Origin of the sequence: Rhodococcus sp. OAS809 (genome assembly GCF_040546695.1) — a bacterium.
In the GTDB taxonomy this organism is placed as follows: domain Bacteria; phylum Actinomycetota; class Actinomycetes; order Mycobacteriales; family Mycobacteriaceae; genus Rhodococcus_F; species Rhodococcus_F qingshengii.
The window spans coordinates 1-16,936 of the sequence record NZ_JBEPOI010000001.1; the positions used below are offsets into that span (position 1 = coordinate 1).

The window sequence follows — 16,936 nt, forward strand, 5'->3', positions numbered from 1 at the left end:
CCGACGCTTCGCGTCGGGAGACGGGAGCGAGTCGCTTCGCTCCCCGCCAGGGAGCCGCTGCGCGGCTCGCAGTGGGTCGAGTGCCGTTGCCGTCGATCGAGTCGCTTCGCTCCTCTGAATTCCGAATCTTGGTTCTCACCAAACGAATTCATCGCAACGTTTGAACCAGTACCCGACACCCGAACGAGGCTGGGGAGGAGGGGAAGGGTCACAAAAAGCGCCCCGTCTCGCGTCCACTGCCTCGTCATCATCATGCTCCCAATCATACACCCCCACCCACCAAACCGCAAAACAACCCGAAAACACAAAACACCGAAATCCGCACCACCACAACACCATTCGACGTTCATAAAAACACCACCGTGCACAACCCACGAAACAAACCCAACACCAACCGAATACCGAAACCCACTGACACACAACAACATTCAAAAACACCCAAACCGAGCCTCACAACACCCCCACACCACCCGACACCACTCCCCCACACCACCCAACCCGAACACCCGCCGGCCCCCCCAACCGCAGCCATCGCCTACCGGCGCGGCACCAACAACGAGAAGGCACCTCGTCAAAGGCAGCAAACGACCACGGCTGAACGACGCACAATTTGGACCGACAGCTTGCTGATGGCGCCTTCCACATACAGTTACCCCGTGAGCATCGCGATCTCGTGGTGCAGAAAGGCGATACCGAAGTGTGGCCAGATAACGAGACCGACCGTGACTTCCTGAACTTCGAAGGGGTTGCAGATACCGTCGCTGAGATGATCGTGCAAGCTGAAGGCCGCCCGATATCGGTCGGTGTCTCAGGCGCTTGGGGCGTAGGTAAATCATCCTTGATCAAGCTGACGAAATCCTCGCTTAAGAAACATCAGCCAACACAACCTGCTCCATCAAAATTTGTCTTCGTCGATTTCAACGCGTGGCTTTATCAAGGATTTGATGACGCCCGAGCCGCTTTGCTTGAGGTAATCGCCAGTAAACTTGCCGAAGAAGCACAAGCACGGAAAACCGGTATGGACAAGGCGAAAGAATTCCTTCACCGGGTTCGATGGTTTCGTCTGGCAAAGACATTGGCGGTTCCCACCGCCGCAGTTGCAGTTGGGCTTGTTGGAGACGTGACTGGCCTGGTCTCAGCTGGCCTGAATGGAGAGATTGATGCCGAGGGCCTGCAACGGGCCGAGACGACAGGCGCTGACCTCGCCGAAGCCGGCCGCTCGATACTTGATCCGAGAATCATCTCCTCCCCTCCGCAACAAATACAAGCGCTTCGTGATTCTTTCGAGAACACACTTACCGAGTTGCGCATCACTCTCGTTGTCCTCATAGACGATCTTGACCGCTGTCTACCGGGAACTACGATCTCTACGTTGGAAGCAATACGCCTGTTCCTCTTCATGGAGAACACTGCGTTCGTTATCGCCGCCGACGACGGGATGATCAAACACGCTGTCAAGAGGCACTTCGCGGGTCTTGAGGACGACGTTCTGGTGACCAACTATTTTGACAAGCTGATTCAAATTCCGATTCGAGTTCCTGGCCTGGGGACGCAGGAAGTGCGCGCGTACATGATGATGTTGTTCGTGGAAAACAGCAGTATCGATCAGCAACAGAAGGACGTCATTCGAGACGCGATAGCTGGCCGACTGCGCGAGTCGTGGAGGGGGAAACGCGTCGATCGGGCTTACCTTGCCTCGTTGGATCTCGAATTGCCACCTGCGCTGATTGCAAAGTTGGAGACCGCAGAACGGCTCGCGCCGCTCATGACAACAGCTCAGAGAATTGCTGGGAACCCTCGCCTGATAAAGCGATTCCTCAATGCTCTGTCGATTCGGATGTCCATCTCATCTGCTCAAGGTGTCGGGGTGGACGAAGCAGTCTTAGCTAAGCTTCTTTTATTTGAACGCCTCGCCCCGCCTGCGCTGTACACCGAACTGGCGACCGCCGTCAATGCGGACCCCGATGGGAAACCCACCTTCCTGACGGACTGGGAGAGCCGAATCGCTGCTGGAGAATCTGTGAGCTTGCAAGGCGGATGGGACGACGGTTTCATCCGAGAATGGCTGACATTGCCGCCCAGTCTGGCTGAGGTAGACCTTCGGGGCGCGCTCTACGTCAGTCGAGAACACGCTCCAATGATTACCGCTGCCGACCGTCTCTCGTCCGACGCAGCAGGGATCTTGACAGCTCTCCTCGAAAGTCCGGGAGAAAGCGATGCTTTGAAAGATCAGTTGCGGGCTGTATCACGTGCGGAAACCGGCATCATCATGGATCGTTTGCTCGCAAAGGCACGACAAGAGCAGGAATGGGGAGCCCCCGATATCCTTCGCGCTTGCATCACCGTCGCAGACGTTGACCCGGGTCAAGGCTCAGCACTAGCCGGTTTCTTGATCGAACGTCCCGGAGTTCAGATCCAACCGAGTATCGTCCCTCGAATCACCGGTCTCAGCTGGTCTTCCGATGTTCTCAAGCATTGGAAGGAATCCGCAGATGTCAGTGGCCCTGTGAAGAACGCGATCGAAAATCGAGGTGCTTAATGGGCACGTCGCAAAGCAGTAGCGGGCCAGGTTCATCAGTCTCACTGGTACCTCCCTGGGCGGACGACGCCCAGTCGCAGGTCGAAAGTTTGGACGGGGATAGTTCAGCGGCGGAAGAACATCCGGCACAACTACCTCCGGCACCATTGGCCCCACCGCGCCGTTTCCGTGATGCGCGACGGAGTCTGGGCAGGTTCGCGGGAACAGGAGCCAGACGCGATCTGGAGCGCGCGCTCGCCCACTACGTTAGCCAGGGGTACGGCGGCAGCAGCACCATGGCCCGCCGACTCGGGGCCACGTCAGCCAATGCTGCCCGTCTCAACCAAGTACTTTCATCAGGTATTCAACCGGACGGGACCGCGCTTCGCGATGAGACTCTAGCAACCGGTTCCAATGCCGACGTCGTCATGGACGCCATCGTCGAGGCGGTACGTCCTGTCGATGGAACACAAGATAGCGAAGCCTCACGCAAAGCGATGCGCGATGCTCTTTCCGATCTTCTGGATCGCTATCCAACAGCTGACTTGCTGACGTTAAATGACATGCAGCGTCAGTTCGTGATCGAGCGCTACGCTGCTCTCGATGTCTACGGACGATTTTGTCTCGACTTACAGAAGTCGTTGATGCACAAGGCTCCTGATGCCGCGACAGCCTTGAACAGGTTGAAACAAATCCGAGCGTTCATCACGGAGCACGTTGCCGCGTCGTTCAGATCGATTCGCGAAAAAGGACTTCCTGCAACAACTCACAGCCTCTCTAGGCTTACCAAGGAAGCGCTTCGGGAAACTCTCGGCGTGTTTGAGGAGTATCTAAGATGAAGTTCACAAGCGGACCATCGTCGTCGAGTGCGAACGATTCCGGCGATAGCGCCGTACCTGTCGTTCTTTTTGGACGTTCTTCTCTACCTCACGTTGTGAGCGCTGGGGCCTCCGTCGGCGAGACCTTCCGTCGACGTGAATTGCTACCGTCTCCCCTGGCGTGGGACTTCCTGTCGATCGCGCTCTCGATCGTCGCCGCTGACGGTGTAGTCAAACGCGACGAAAGTCCTGACGGATGGACACGAGAATTCGACATGCAGATCGCTGTCAGCGATCTCGATATATGGACGCAGCAAGTATCGGCATTGTCGGATGCCTTTGCGTTTCTCACAACCGACCGGTGGCGGTTGACATTCACCGGCGGTGCCAAACATCCAGATCCTCCGAAGAAACCAAGGTTTCCTGCTACCGATGCGGTCGCTCTACTCTCCGGTGGCCTTGACAGCCTCGTTGGCGCCATAGATCTGAGTGCTCAAGGAAAACGCCTCCTCCCGATAAGCCAGACGGTACGAGGAGACCGTGCCACGCAAAAAAGATTCGCAGCCTTGGCCGGGGCGGGAAGCGAGCATCTGCAGCTCAATCACAACGCAAACACACCCCGCTTTGCCAAGGAAACATCGCAGCGGTCACGTTCGTTGCTCTTTCTGGCGTTCGCCACTATTGCTGCTACGGCTACGGATCGCTATCACAGCGGCGGAACAGTGCCTATCTACATCTGCGAAAATGGGTTCATCGCGATGAACCCGCCTCTCACGGGGGCGAGAGTGGGAAGTTTGAGCACTCGAACCGCACATCCACACTTCCTCGGATGCATTCAAGAAATATTTGACGTACTCGGCCTACGTATCGAGATCAGAAACCCCTATCTCGAGAAGACGAAGGGTGAAATGCTCCGTGGATGCCTCGACCAGGACCTACTTGCAGCCGAGGCATCGAATTCGACCAGTTGTGGACGATACCAACGATTCAACTACACCCACTGTGGACGTTGCATTCCCTGCCAGATTCGACGTGCCTCCTTCCTTGGCTCCGAACTTACCGACGAGACGAAATACGTTTACGAAGATCTGGGAAGAACCGATGAGGATCACGCTGGCTTTGACGATGTGCGCTCAGTGGCCATCGCCCGGCTCATAACACGGGATGAGGGAATCAGCCGTTGGTTGGGACCCTCACTGAGCTCGCCGCGGATTTCCAATCGCCAAGCACTGCAGGACATGCTCGACCGCGGACTCAACGAACTGAGCGCCCTTCACACGCACTACGCGATCTTATGATCGACTTCCACTGCCACCTCGATCTGTACCCGGACCCCCAGGATATGGCAATTGCAGTGCAACACAGCGGCATCGGCCTTCTGTCTGTCACGACCACACCTTCAGCCTGGCCAGGAACCTCCCGCCTGGCACATCAACGACCAGCGATCCGGACCGCACTTGGCCTCCACCCACAACTTGCTCACGAGCGCAAAAATGAGCTCCACTTGTTCGACAAGTACCTCAGTGAGACTCGATTTGTCGGAGAGATCGGGTTGGATGGCTCACCCGCTCTCCGCCACGCAAGGAACGACCAACTTCAAGTATTCGAACACATCCTCGCTGCGTGCAATCGCGCTGGAGGAAGAATTCTCTCGATCCACAGCCGCGGAGCCGCATCTGCGGTATTGGATTGCCTCGAGCGGTACGATCCTTCGAATATCCCTGTCTTTCATTGGTTCTCGGGGACGGTAACCGAACTCAAACGCGCCATCGACAATGACAGCTGGTTCAGTGTCGGCCCCGCGATGCTTGCTGGCGCGAAAGGCAGGAACCTTGTAGCAAAGATTCCACAGAATCGGGTACTTCTGGAAACCGACGGGCCATTTGCCAAATCAAGGAATTCACCTCTAAATCCCTGGGACATCGCACTCGCACGGCAAGAGTTAACACAAGTCTGGAACCTCGACGAAGACCGTGTAACTCGCATACTGACAGAGAACGAAAAGGCAATACTTCGATGAATGCGTGCCACACCAACCGAACCCAACACCAGCCTTCGCAGCCGAAAAACAGATTTACTAGGAGCCTCAGACGGAAGAGTGTGAACGACGATTCGAAAACTAGTGATGTGCACCGAGTTTCGTGGAATCGTGACATTTGTCTTCAGGCTACGGGTTGACGTGTGACGTGTACGTTCTCGAACTCGATCGGTGTCAGCATCCCGAGCGCACTGCGCCGACGTTGCCGGTTGTGGAAGATGATCTCGATTGCTTACTGCGAGATCGGAGGCGGGCGCGTTCGGTTTCGGTGGTCCCGCCCCAAACTCCGTACTGCTCGCCGTGACCCTCAGCGTGGGATCGACATTCCTCGATTACCTTGCAGCTGACACAGATTCGACGCGCATGGGACTCTCGGCGCACTCTGTCTTCCCTGGTCTCGTCTTCTCGTGAGAAGAAAAAGTCGGGCCCGAAGAATTTGCATTCTGCGTCGTGCCGCCAACCCCACGCCTTGGTTATGGGGAGCAACTTCGTATGGTTCGGCATGATCTCGCTCGTGTTACTCGATTGCGGGGAGACGTTGTTCCGCTAGGTTCGGCGCCCGCTGCCACCAGGCTGGTGACGATGCAGTCCCCGCGGGTACAGTCATCGGTTGCTCTGCCTTGTCCGCCTCGCACCCGAAGAGGTGTCAAGAGCCCTCATCACTCCTGCCCTCTACTACTGAAGCGGGGATTGCGGCAATGGCCACGCCATCGTCGAGTCGGCTTCGGCAATCGTTTGCGGTGCTCCGGACGGGGGCCATGCCTTCTCGTCGTACGCTTGCTTGCGTTTGGACAAACGCTCATTCGGACTATCGAACGGCCAAATGTGGATGATCCGATCAACGCCGTCGAGTGCATACATGACGACGGTGACGGGATCGATGGAATGCCTACGCGGTAACGCTGTCCGCCACCCCGTGATGGTCGCCGGCAGCCCACCCGGGATCAGACGGTAGTCGCGGATCTCGTAGACGGGACCGTGAGATCCGGCGGTTACGGTCGGGACGAAGGGGAAGGCTGTGAACGTCTCGACGGACAGTGAACGCACCGAAAGTACCTGGGAAAGCGGATGGCCGTGGAGGCGTTGCCGGTGACGAGCGTCCAACAGTGTGTCGATCGTGTCGAATTGTCGTAGAACCCAGATCCGTCCCAATCTGCCGTTCTCCGACGACCACCCACCGAGATACTCTCCACCGTCGTCCGCGCTCAAAGCCCAGGCGTCGGTGTGTTTCGCTACCTCGGCCTGATCCACCAGGGCGAATTGCACAGTGGTCCACTCATATCGGACTGCTGTGATAACAGCTGGCTGGTCCTGGCCTGTGATCGCTTCGAGCTGTTGTGGATTCACTTCTGTTTGTCCTTCTGATCCTGTCCTGCGCTCAGTCATTGTGTGCCACGCGCCCCCGCAACGGGCGTCGAACATATGCCCATCTGCTTGACCTGTTTGTCTCGGCCGATCAATGCAAGTCCTTCGCGCTGTGACCTGTTTCGAGCCGATGTGCACTGCACTGAGGTATTTCGCAGCGTCTGCGCTGGCGACAGTGCAGTGGCACACGACTCGCTCCATTGAGCAGCGTTTCTCTGTTTTGTAGACGCGCAGCCCCATAAATGACGGGACCTCAGTGCGCCGCCGGCGCGCTTCGTCGAATCTCTTCTCCCCATTGCTCTGGGGTTACGGCTGCACACCAGGATCATGTGCCATGACACTCGATCGTGCGCTCCTTTTGCGCGGCACTGCCGTGTGAGGGGCTCGCACCTGAGACGCTCGGGGCTTACACGAGAACGGCAGTCAATTTGTCGTACACGGTCTCTTGCACTTCGATGTCGCCTTGGGCGATCTGGGCATCCCGGTGGGCGCTGGATCGTTCGAACGGCACGCGCACCGGCTCTGTCGAATCCAACGGGCGGGTTGTTCTGATGCTGTCCGCGTAAGCCGCTGCGCGGCGCTTGAAGTCATCGGGGTCTGTGAATAGGGCGGGGTCCCATACCGAAAGGAAGAAGCCGCAGTCGGACAAACCGACCGGCGCCGCTGCGGCTCCGGTGAGCATGCCCAGAAGTTGGACGGTCAGCGCGAGACCGGATCCACGATGTCCTCCCCAGACTGTGAACGCACCCGCGAGAGCCTCGGAGGGGTCGAGGGTGGGAGAACCTGATGCGCTGTACGCCAGTCCGCCGCTCAGGGGGTGTCCGAGACGTTCATGGAGCATCACTTCTGCCAGTGTGATGGACGAGGTGCCGATGTCCCAGATCAGGGGCGCCCCGGCTGTCGGGAACCCGAAAGCAATGGGGTTGGTGCCGAACCTGCTTTCGGTACCTCCATGTGGCGCAACCACGTGGGGGCCGCTTCCGGCGATAACGCCGACCAGCCCAGCGGCGGTGATCTGCTCGAGGTAGTAGGAGAACATCCCGGTGTACCAGGTCTGATTTGCTCCGACTGCGGCGATCCCAGTGGTGCGGGCTTTGGAGAGGGCGATCTCGGTTGCGCGTTGAGCCACCAGGTATCCGACTTGATCTCCTCCGTCGATGCTGGCGGATACGGGGGTTTCTCGGATTATCGTGATGGGACGCGGCGGCTGCGGTATCTGCCTTTTGCGTTCGATGATCGAGAGAGCTCTGGCGAGACCGCCGTAGGACAAACCACGCAACTCGCAGTCGAGGAGGTGGTCGGCGATCACTGCGGCTTCGGTTTCGCTGTGGCCGCATGAGGTCATGGCGCGATGCGCGAGATCGTGTGCCTGGGAGATTGTAAGTTTCATGCCGTGCTTTCGACAAAGAGTTGCGGGATTGATGTGAATGGGCAGCGCTCGTTCACGATGGAGCGGTGGCGTTCTTGGCCGTTGTGGCAAGGTCTGCGGCCATCAGCGGTGGCTGGACGGCCAGTACGCGCCGAACCCACAGAGCGGCGACTGCGCTCAACGCGGCTGACGCGATCAGAATGAACGCTGGCGCCTGCCCATTTCCGGTGATGTTGACCAAGAACTGACTGAGTGGCAAGGCGGTTCCGCCCAGAATCGCAGCGACGAGTCCGTACCCGACCGCGAAGATGGTTCCGCGTACCTGTGCGGGAACGACCTCGACGTAGGTGACCGGAACGATTGACGAATAGAGAACGGGTCCGACCGAGAGCAGTACAGCGAACAGGAGAACCGTGCCGATGCTGCCGGCGTGAGCGAGCGCGGCGAAGAGGGGGTAGGACACGAGCATGACCGCGATACAAATCGTCAGCAGTGGACGCCAGCGGCCCCAACGGTCGGTGATGCGTCCGCCGACGGGGATCAGGCTCAGACCGACGATGAGCGAGATGACTGTGACGAATGTTGCCTGAGTGCGGGTGTACTCGAGCGAGATTATGTAGGTCTGAAGGTAGGTGTAGACCATGTAGATCCCGATCATGTGCAGCGCGCCGATGAGGAAGATCAACACGACGAGCGGCCAGAAGCGCGTGAAGGCGTCGCGGGTCGGGGTCTCGGAGGTTTCCTCTTTACTTTCGAGCGCTGAAAATTCTGGTGTTTCTCCGAGCTTGGAACGCATGTACAGGCCGATCAAACCCATGGGCAGGGCGAGAAGGAAGGGCAGACGCCACCCCCACGATGTCAGTTGTTCACTGGTCAAGGTGGCATTGATGGCCAGCACTACGAGGGCGGCGAGTAAGAACCCCGCGATGCTGCCGAACTGAACTCGGCCGGCCATCCGTCCGCGCACACTATGCGGAGAAAACTCCGCCGCATAGATCACAGCGGCGCTGAATTCGCCGCCGGCGGCCAGTCCCTGGAGAAGGCGCAGGATCACCAGCAGTATGGGTGCAGCGATTCCGATGCTTTCGGCTGTGGGTAGCAATCCGATGAGCGGGGTGACGATAGCCATCAGGATCAGAGTGATGATCAGGGTGTTGCGGCGTCCGATGCGGTCGGCGAGGGGACCGAAAACGAACGATCCGAGGGGTCTGACCACGAAGGCGGCACCGAAAATGGCAAAGGTCGACAGAAGCGCGACTCCGGGCGTGGCTTCTGGAAAGAACAGGTGCGCAAGGACTGTCGCCAGAAATCCGTACACAGCGTAGTCGTAGGTTTCGACGGTGTTACCGACTGTCGCAGCAATTGTCACTCGCCTGAGTAGGCGTCGATCGTGCGGTGTCATGGACGGGGGTGCAGATGTGTTCACCGTGCTCCTAGGTTTGCGATTCTGTGGGTGAACGCCCGATCCCCAGCGGGCGTGTTGTGGCCTACGCCACTATAAGCGTGCTTACATTAGAACAGCAAGCGTATGTTTTGGAAGCGACTTAGGCAGAAGGTATGACTGCCCTCTGCGGTTGGCCAGATCAGACGGCACACGTGGTCGGAGAGGATTGATCCGCTGACCGAGCACTCTCGCGGAGCTCAGACGGTCCGCACACAATCTCTCCCAACGCGCCGGCCTGGCGTCGCCCATCATCGAGAACGCCGGATCCAGGGGCCGTTTGCTGATGTTCTTTGACCAAAAACAAACTCACTGCTATAACCGCAGCATGCTTATGTTCGACCTCCCCTTCACGGAAACTCGGTAGCTGGTTCGGCCGCTCAGTCCCTTGTCCTGCAAGCGGTTCAGCCTTGCAATGACCCTCACCCCATGAACCGATCCGGCAGGTCGTCGAACGAGTTCAGCCCTTCCAATTTTCTTTCTCATCAAACTTTTTTCGCGGCAAAGAGAGGCCCCCGACATGGAACGCAACGTGAACCCGCCCCCCGGCAGCACCGGGGCCCTTCGAAGACGGCCCCTTCACCGATGACGATTCTCAAGCACACGTCGAATCCACAGGAACGTCGAAGCAGTAAGTGGCTACTGCCGGGTGCACACATGGAGAGTTCGGTCGAGCCGGACCGACAATGTCGCTTCTATATGACAACACCGATCCCCGAGCCTGGCCTCGCACTCTTACGAGCAGCCGGGCACGTCCATATCCCCGATGAACCTCCCAACCCGGCTCAGCTCCACGCCGCTTGCACATCCGGCGAGTTCGACGTGATCGTGGCACAACTCAGCGATCGATTCGAGTCGAACCTGTTGGCATCGGCAAGGATTCGCGGAATATCGAACTATGCGGTCGGATTCAACAACATCGAGATTCCCGCGGCCACGGCAAACTCCATCATGGTCGCCAACACTCCGGACGTGCTCACCGATGCGACGGCCGACATCGCTTTGGCGCTGATGCTGGCCACGTCGCGGCGTATCGTCGAAGCAGACGCTTTCGTTCGAGCAGGCCACTTCACAGGTTGGCACCCCACTCTGTTGCTCGGCCGAGATCTTGCCGGAAGAACTCTCGGACTCGCCGGCTTTGGACGTATCGCCCGTGCCACCGCCCGTAGGGCACTCGCGTTCGGCATGAATGTTGCGTTCTGTCCCAGACCCCCGCATGACCGGGCTGTCAGTGAAGACGAGCTGACCGAGTTCGGTGGGCGTGTTCGGCACACGGATTGGGACGACCTGGTCGTATCCAGCGATTACCTGTCTCTGCACCTCCCGCTCAACGAGCAAACCCACCATCTGGTGGATCAATCGGTTCTCGAGGCAATGCAGCCGTCGGCAATTCTCGTCAATACCGCGAGGGGGGCCATCGTGGATGAAGCCGCCCTTGTCGAAGCGCTCCGATCGGGCGTGATCGCCGCAGCCGGCCTCGATGTCTACGAGGACGAACCCTTATTGGCCAGTGGGCTCATCGAGCTGCCCAACGCCGTGCTTCTCCCTCACATAGGTAGTGCCACCACCAGCGTGCGATCGAGAATGGCTGAGCTGTGCGCGACCAATGCGGTGGCGATGGCGCAGTCCAGACTTCCACCGCATGCCGTCAACCCCGACGCTTGGCAGCGATGACGTGTGCGTTGCTCGGGCCACTCAGAGGTGCATGCCACAGATGAAGGTTTCTCCGAACCTGCCTGGAAGGCAGAGACTCTGGAGGTAACTCTCGACCTACAGGAGAGCGAGAAGATCACAACGAAAGGACGTCCGATGGACCTATCCGTACGCGCCTCGGCACGTGCCCACACTTCGGCGCACCCCCGGGCCGCATCGCGCCGGCCGGCTCGACATCGTCAGCTCAGGGCGCGTAACTCTGTCTCGACTGCCAGAGCGCACTTGCGAAGCGATTGTTCCAGAACTGTGACGCCGGAATCATCGAGCTGCTCGGTCAGCGTCTCGTTGATTTTGAGGACTTCGGCGTCCATGTCGTTCAGTGCGGCCCTGCCTGATTCGGTCAGCGACAGTGAAATTGCGCGCTCGCTCTCCGGGTGCGGGCTGCGCTGAACGAAGTCGCGCTCTTCGAGTTGCGCGACCAGTCGCGTCATTGTCTGGGGGCGCACGAAGCACCGCCGAGACAGTTGAGCGAGAGACAAATTGGGCCGATTCTCCAGCGTCTTCATCGCCGCATACCCCGACAGCGACATGTGCCAGTTCGCGAGCCGCTTGTTGCCGATACGGGTCACCGCACGCTCGAGTCTGAACACAGCGTCGAGCAAGTACATAGGGTCGGCCATGTCAGGGACGTCGGATGCAGCCGACTCAAGCGTCATGATCTCGAGCTTATCTGCCGCAGTGACCACCGCTGCCCATGCTGGCCAGTGCGCATGTCGAGACTGATAACAGCTGATGAGCGATCTTCCAATCCCGAACACCTCTAATAGGGAAGCAAGCTGCGATTTTGGTGCCGGAGAGGGGCGCCGACGCACAAGAAATATTAATCCGCAGATCGAATGGAGCGAAGATGGGCGTGTCTTGCGTTGGAAGCACAGACGACTTTTCGATAGACCCCGTAGGCGGTGCGCTTCCGCTGTGTGACGCCTGCCGCGAACTCTCTCGCTGCCGAATGGGCATGACTAGGGTCACCTACCAGGCCGACGGCTCGGTAGATATCGAAGTAAGTTGCGACCGGCAGTATCGCGGCGGACCGACGGTGGCGCACGGGGGTTGGATCTCGGCCATTTTCGATGATGCGCTCGCCGTGGCGGTTCTGCAAGCAGACGCCAAAGTGGTCACGGGAGAACTCTCGGTCCGATACGTGCGCCCCGTCCCGATCGAACGGCCCCTACTCATCACCTCCCGGATTGCAGGACATGACGGACGAAAGTGGTTCGTCGAGGGATCGATGGCTCTACGCACGCCCGGCGCGCCTGTACTCGCGACGGCGCATGCGATTTTCCTCTCTCGCAGCGCAGACCATTTCGTCCGCCACCAGCAGTGGCTCGACGCTCAATCGAACGCCCATTCCGGCCGGCACCAGGACCAGACCACCGATTGACAAATCGTAAGCATGCTGCCTTAATGGAAGCATGCTTACGAATGTGGGGGCGGTCACCGCTCAGTCCTACCGTGACCTGTTCCGCAATGTGCCAGGTCCCATCGTGGTCGTGACCGGAATGCAGGACTCGATTCCACACGCGACCACCGTCAGTTCCTTCAGCAGCCTGTCACTGGACCCGATGTATGCACTGGTCAATCTGGATCTGACCTCGCGATTGCTTCCCGTGATCGAATCGACCGGGAAGCTGGGCATCAATCTCCTAGCCGAGAACCAGAAATGGATCGGCATGCTGTGCGCAACCAAGTCCGACGACAAGTTGACAACCATTTCATGGTCGAAAAGCGCAGGCACACCTCGCATCTCCGATACCGCGGGATGGCTGGGGTGCAATGTAGAACGGCTGATCGAGGTCGGTGACCACAAGATCGTCGTGGCACGGCCGGTCGAAATCGACGTGACTGCCCGATCCCCGCTGGTGTATCACGAGGGCGACTTCCGGTGCATCGGCCCCTCCGCGAGCTGACCTGATCCGCCGATCGACTCCGACATTCACATATTCCCCGAAAGGTAATTCCTCATGGTCAACATCTTCACCGGCCTCCAGCCACTCGAACCCGGCGAAACGGACCCCACCGAGTTGCTGCAGCGTGCAGCGGCGATGAACGACTCCGCCGCAATCGACCGCGTTCTGGTCGGCTACTCCTCCATCTGGCCGCACAATCACGCGACGGCACCGTTCATGACCGCGCTGACCGACAAACTCTCGCCGATTGTTGCGCACCGACCCGGAGTGATGCATCCCACCGCCGCAGCCCGTTACTTCGCCACGCTCGATGTGCTTGCTCGCGGACGACTCGCCATCAATCTGGTGACCGGAGGGTCGGACAAGGATCTACGGCGCGAGGGCGACTACACCCCCAAGGAAGAGCGTTACGACCGGGCGAGTGAATACCTGGATGTGATGAAGGCAGCCTGGAGCAACCCCGATTCGTTCGACCACGACGGAAAGTACTACCGCGCAGATGCCGTCAAACAACTAGTTCGACCCCGGAACGGGCACGTACCTATCTTCATGGGAGGAGAAAGCGATGCCGCCGTCGACTTCGGAGCACGCCACGCCGATCTCTACATGCTGTGGGGTGAGCCGGTAGCGGGAACGAAGGAACGCATCGAACGCGTCAAAGCGGCAGCACAAGGATACGGCCGCTCCATCGAGTTCTCGCTCAGTCTCCGTCTTTTCGTCGGTGATACCGACGACGAAGCATGGGAAGCGGCCCGTGCCGTTGAACGAACGATCCTCGAAGCGCAGGGTTCGAACAAGTTTCTACGCTCCTCGTCGACGGACAAGTCGGTCGGGCCGCGAGCGCCAGCTCGCACTCACCGACGAAGAACTCCACGACGACTGCTTCTGGACCGGGCTGGTCAAGCTCCTGGGCGGCTTCGCCAATTCAGCCGCCCTCGTAGGTACCGAAGATCGGATACTGGAGGCGTTGTCGAAGTACGTCGACCTGGGTGTATCGACCTTCCTGCTGACCACCGGCGCCGAAGCGTCCTGGGATCCCTCTCTCGAGGACCTGGCGTTGCGCATCAAAAAAGAACTCTGACCAGATCTCTTCCGACACGACGCGGGGACAGTACGCGTGGTGATGGTGGGAACACTTCCTATGAAAGGGAGACACGTATGACCTCTCGAGACCTCTTCGACCTCGGAGGAGGAACCGTAGGTGGATTGCTCTCGACGCGCGCTGCCAGTATGCCGGACAAAATCGCGGTGCTCTGCGGCGAGCAATCGCGAACCTACACCGACATGGACCGTGCAGCTACCGTCGTGGGTTCAGCGCTGTTGGCGTTGAACTGCACATTCGGTGATTCGGTGGGGATCTTTCTGTCCAACCGACTCGAGTATCTCGAAACCTGGATGGGCACTGCGAAGGCGGGGCTCGTCCAGGTTCCCATCAATACCGCGTACAAAGGTGGCTTCCTCGAGTACGCCCTCGGACACACCGAGGTACGAGTTCTGGTCACTGAATCGAGGTTGGGAGAGGCACTCGCTGCTGCCCTTCCTCAGCTCGCTGACACCGTGCATGCGGTGGTGTTCGTCGACTCGATCCCTGCTTCAGTTCGCCGCACCGGGGTGACCGTGCTGACCTGGGATGAGCTGGTAGCACTCGGCGACCGCGACCATCAGTTCCCCCCAGTGGAACCTTCCGACATCACCGCCATTCAGCTCACCTCGGGCACCACGGGAAAGAGCAAAGGCGTGGTAGTGCCGCATCTACATAACGTCATCGCCGCCCGCGAAGGTGCCCTGGCGATGACGACCACCCGACGCGACCGGCTCTACACGTGCCTGCCCCTCTTTCACGGCGCCGCCCAGGTCAACATCTTTCTACGCGCGGTGTACGCGGGCGCGACAACGATCCTCTCGACCAGGTTCAGTGCCAGCCAATTCTGGGACGAGATCCGCGCGAGCGGTGCCACAGAATTCAACGCGCTGGGCTCGATCCTGCCGATGCTGCTGGCACAACCCCCGAGCGAGCAGGACCGCGCTCACGACGTAGAGCGTGTCTTCGCCGCACCAGCACCTCCGGATGTCCTGTACTCCTTCGAGGAACGCTTCGGTGTTCACATCGTGGAGGGCTACGGATCCACCGAAATCAAGAACGTCACCTACAACCCGATTCACGCACGAAAAGTAGGGTCCATCGGACAACCGACACCGTCCACTCTCCTGGAAATTCACGACGAATCCGGACGCAGGCAACGTCCGGGCGAGATCGGGGAGATCGTCTACCGTCCCAAACTTCCACACATCATGTTCAAATCGTACTATCGTGACGCCCCGTCCACCCTGGCCACTATCACCGATTTATGGTGGCATACAGGTGATCTCGGATATGTCGACACCGATGGTTACTTCTACTTCATCGACCGCAAGAAGGACGCATTGCGTCGGCGGGGCGAGAACATTTCTTCCTACGAAGTCGAAACCGTGCTCGCATCCTTTCCGGGGGTCATCGAGGCAGCGGCCGTTGCCACGCCATCCGAACTCGGCGAAGACGAAGTCCTTGCTATCGTCCACGTCCCCGACCCGGACTCGTTCGACTTCAAAGCCCTGTTCGAGCACTGCGATTCGCTGATGCCACATTTCATGGTTCCTCGGTTCTATCGTGCCGTCGAAGAGCTACCTCGAACCCCTACCGGCAAGATCCGCAAAGCAGATCTACGCGAGACCGGGCGAACGGAAACGACCTGGGACGCACACTCGGCCGGTCATCGTCCCACCCGAAACGTATGACCGGCCCCGGCTGGGCACCCCTGAAGGAGCATCTCGTATGACCACCACCCCCGTGCGCATCAAAGACATCTCCCCACGCTTGGGCTTCCAAGCGCATCCCGCCGTCGACACCGACACCAAGGTGCGCTTGGTGAACGAGCTCATCGCAGCGGGAGTACCGGCGATCGAGGTGTCCTCCTTCGTTCGCCCCGATCTCATTCCCGGGTTGGCCGACGCAGACGAGGTCTTCGCCCGCGTCGACCGTCGCCCTGGCGTCTCCTTGGAATGCTGCGTAGGAAACCTGCGCGGCCTCGAACGAGCAATCGACGCCGGTGCAGACGCCGCGTGGTTCCTGCTGTCCGCAGACGAAGATTTCGCCCGAAACAACATCGGACGCACCATGCGCCAGTCCCTCGACGAACTCGAACGGATGCAGGAGCGTGCGTCCTCGGCATCGATCACACTCGGGACCTATCTCATTTTCGCGTGGGGCGGACCAACCTCGCGGCCACGAACCCCCGACGACCTGACGACACTGACCGATCCCTTGATGAGTATGGGAGTATCCAAATGGATTCTCGCCGACTCCTCCGGCTATGCAGCGCCACACCAAATGCGTGAAACGGTGTCCTACGCGCTCTCACTGGTCGAACCCGACGACATCACCGTCCAGATCCACGACGACCGCGGACTCGGGCTCGCCAATGTTCTCGAATTGATCTCGCTCGGCGTCAAGAACATCGACGCTGCACTTGCCGGTTCCGGCGGACATCCCGCAATACTGACCGGCCGCGGCGCAGGAATGTGTACCGAAGACCTCGTACAACTACTCGAACTCCAGGGCCACGAAACCGGCATCGACCTGACCAGCTTGATCACCACGGCAAACTGGCTCGTCGACACCGTCGGCATCCCCGGGCGGGGCTTCACTCGCGCGGTCGGAGCTGTCCCCTCAGCGGACGGACCAACGCCACAGTCCGCTCGATTCTCGTGGCATTGAAACCCACTCGATC

At 59.3% G+C, this 16,936-nt stretch carries 14 protein-coding genes; 9 read left to right on the plus strand and 5 right to left on the minus strand.

Annotation, left to right across the window (positions count from 1 at the left end; all coding sequences use genetic code 11):
* The first annotated feature begins 610 nt into the window (after positions 1-610).
* The 4 genes from ABIE52_RS00005 to qatD are packed head-to-tail and all read left to right on the plus strand — an operon-like array spanning position 611 to position 5,356.
* The gene (locus tag ABIE52_RS00005; protein WP_354541357.1) at positions 611-2,539 is read left to right on the plus strand and encodes a KAP family P-loop NTPase fold protein; all 1,929 of its coding nucleotides are present in this window, start codon (positions 611-613) and stop codon (positions 2,537-2,539) included.
* A complete protein-coding gene (qatB, locus tag ABIE52_RS00010; protein ID WP_192713586.1) occupies positions 2,539-3,357 on the plus strand; it encodes a Qat anti-phage system associated protein QatB in 819 nt (272 codons plus the stop codon). The genes ABIE52_RS00005 and qatB overlap by 1 nt, the downstream gene beginning before the upstream one ends.
* The gene (gene qatC, locus ABIE52_RS00015) at positions 3,354-4,634 is read left to right on the plus strand and encodes a Qat anti-phage system QueC-like protein QatC (RefSeq protein ID WP_192713585.1); all 1,281 of its coding nucleotides are present in this window, start codon (positions 3,354-3,356) and stop codon (positions 4,632-4,634) included. Before qatB ends, qatC begins: the two co-directional genes overlap by 4 nt.
* The gene (gene qatD / locus ABIE52_RS00020; protein ID WP_192713584.1) at positions 4,631-5,356 is read left to right on the plus strand and encodes a Qat anti-phage system TatD family nuclease QatD; all 726 of its coding nucleotides are present in this window, start codon (positions 4,631-4,633) and stop codon (positions 5,354-5,356) included. The genes qatC and qatD overlap by 4 nt, the downstream gene beginning before the upstream one ends.
* A gap of 192 nt (positions 5,357-5,548) precedes the next feature.
* Here the strand turns inward: qatD and ABIE52_RS00025 are convergent, their stop codons facing one another.
* The 4 genes from ABIE52_RS00025 to ABIE52_RS00040 form a co-directional block, all read right to left on the minus strand.
* Complete coding sequence (locus tag ABIE52_RS00025) at positions 5,549-5,878, minus strand: WhiB family transcriptional regulator (protein WP_192713583.1); 330 nt, start codon at positions 5,876-5,878, stop codon at positions 5,549-5,551.
* Between the two features lie 171 nt (positions 5,879-6,049).
* The gene (locus tag ABIE52_RS00030; protein WP_354541358.1) at positions 6,050-6,721 is read right to left on the minus strand and encodes an NIPSNAP family protein; all 672 of its coding nucleotides are present in this window, start codon (positions 6,719-6,721) and stop codon (positions 6,050-6,052) included.
* 424 nt (positions 6,722-7,145) lie between these two features.
* On the minus strand, positions 7,146-8,129 hold the full coding sequence (locus tag ABIE52_RS00035) for an Ldh family oxidoreductase (protein WP_192713582.1): 984 nt from the start codon (positions 8,127-8,129) through the stop codon (positions 7,146-7,148).
* Positions 8,130-8,181: 52 nt separating this feature from the next.
* The gene (locus ABIE52_RS00040; protein WP_354541359.1) at positions 8,182-9,534 is read right to left on the minus strand and encodes an MFS transporter; all 1,353 of its coding nucleotides are present in this window, start codon (positions 9,532-9,534) and stop codon (positions 8,182-8,184) included.
* Positions 9,535-10,248: 714 nt separating this feature from the next.
* On the opposite strand from ABIE52_RS00040, the gene ABIE52_RS00045 reads away from it, so the two are divergent.
* Entirely contained in the window at positions 10,249-11,223 is a 975-nt protein-coding gene (locus tag ABIE52_RS00045; protein WP_354541360.1) for a 2-hydroxyacid dehydrogenase, read from the plus strand.
* Between the two features lie 218 nt (positions 11,224-11,441).
* Here the strand turns inward: ABIE52_RS00045 and ABIE52_RS00050 are convergent, their stop codons facing one another.
* The gene (locus ABIE52_RS00050) at positions 11,442-11,918 is read right to left on the minus strand and encodes a MarR family winged helix-turn-helix transcriptional regulator (protein ID WP_192713580.1); all 477 of its coding nucleotides are present in this window, start codon (positions 11,916-11,918) and stop codon (positions 11,442-11,444) included.
* A 299-nt stretch (positions 11,919-12,217) separates the two neighbouring features.
* On the opposite strand from ABIE52_RS00050, the gene ABIE52_RS00055 reads away from it, so the two are divergent.
* From ABIE52_RS00055 to ABIE52_RS00070, 4 genes are read left to right on the plus strand one after another with little or no spacing between them, the layout of a single operon-like run.
* The gene (locus tag ABIE52_RS00055; RefSeq protein ID WP_192713579.1) at positions 12,218-12,643 is read left to right on the plus strand and encodes a PaaI family thioesterase; all 426 of its coding nucleotides are present in this window, start codon (positions 12,218-12,220) and stop codon (positions 12,641-12,643) included.
* Between the two features lie 31 nt (positions 12,644-12,674).
* On the plus strand, positions 12,675-13,169 hold the full coding sequence (locus ABIE52_RS00060) for a flavin reductase family protein (RefSeq protein ID WP_192713578.1): 495 nt from the start codon (positions 12,675-12,677) through the stop codon (positions 13,167-13,169).
* Positions 13,170-13,223: 54 nt separating this feature from the next.
* On the plus strand, positions 13,224-15,944 hold the full coding sequence (locus ABIE52_RS00065) for an LLM class flavin-dependent oxidoreductase (RefSeq protein WP_354541361.1): 2,721 nt from the start codon (positions 13,224-13,226) through the stop codon (positions 15,942-15,944).
* Between the two features lie 37 nt (positions 15,945-15,981).
* The gene (locus ABIE52_RS00070) at positions 15,982-16,923 is read left to right on the plus strand and encodes a hydroxymethylglutaryl-CoA lyase-like TIM-barrel protein (RefSeq protein ID WP_192713575.1); all 942 of its coding nucleotides are present in this window, start codon (positions 15,982-15,984) and stop codon (positions 16,921-16,923) included.
* Positions 16,924-16,936 lie beyond the last annotated feature (13 nt).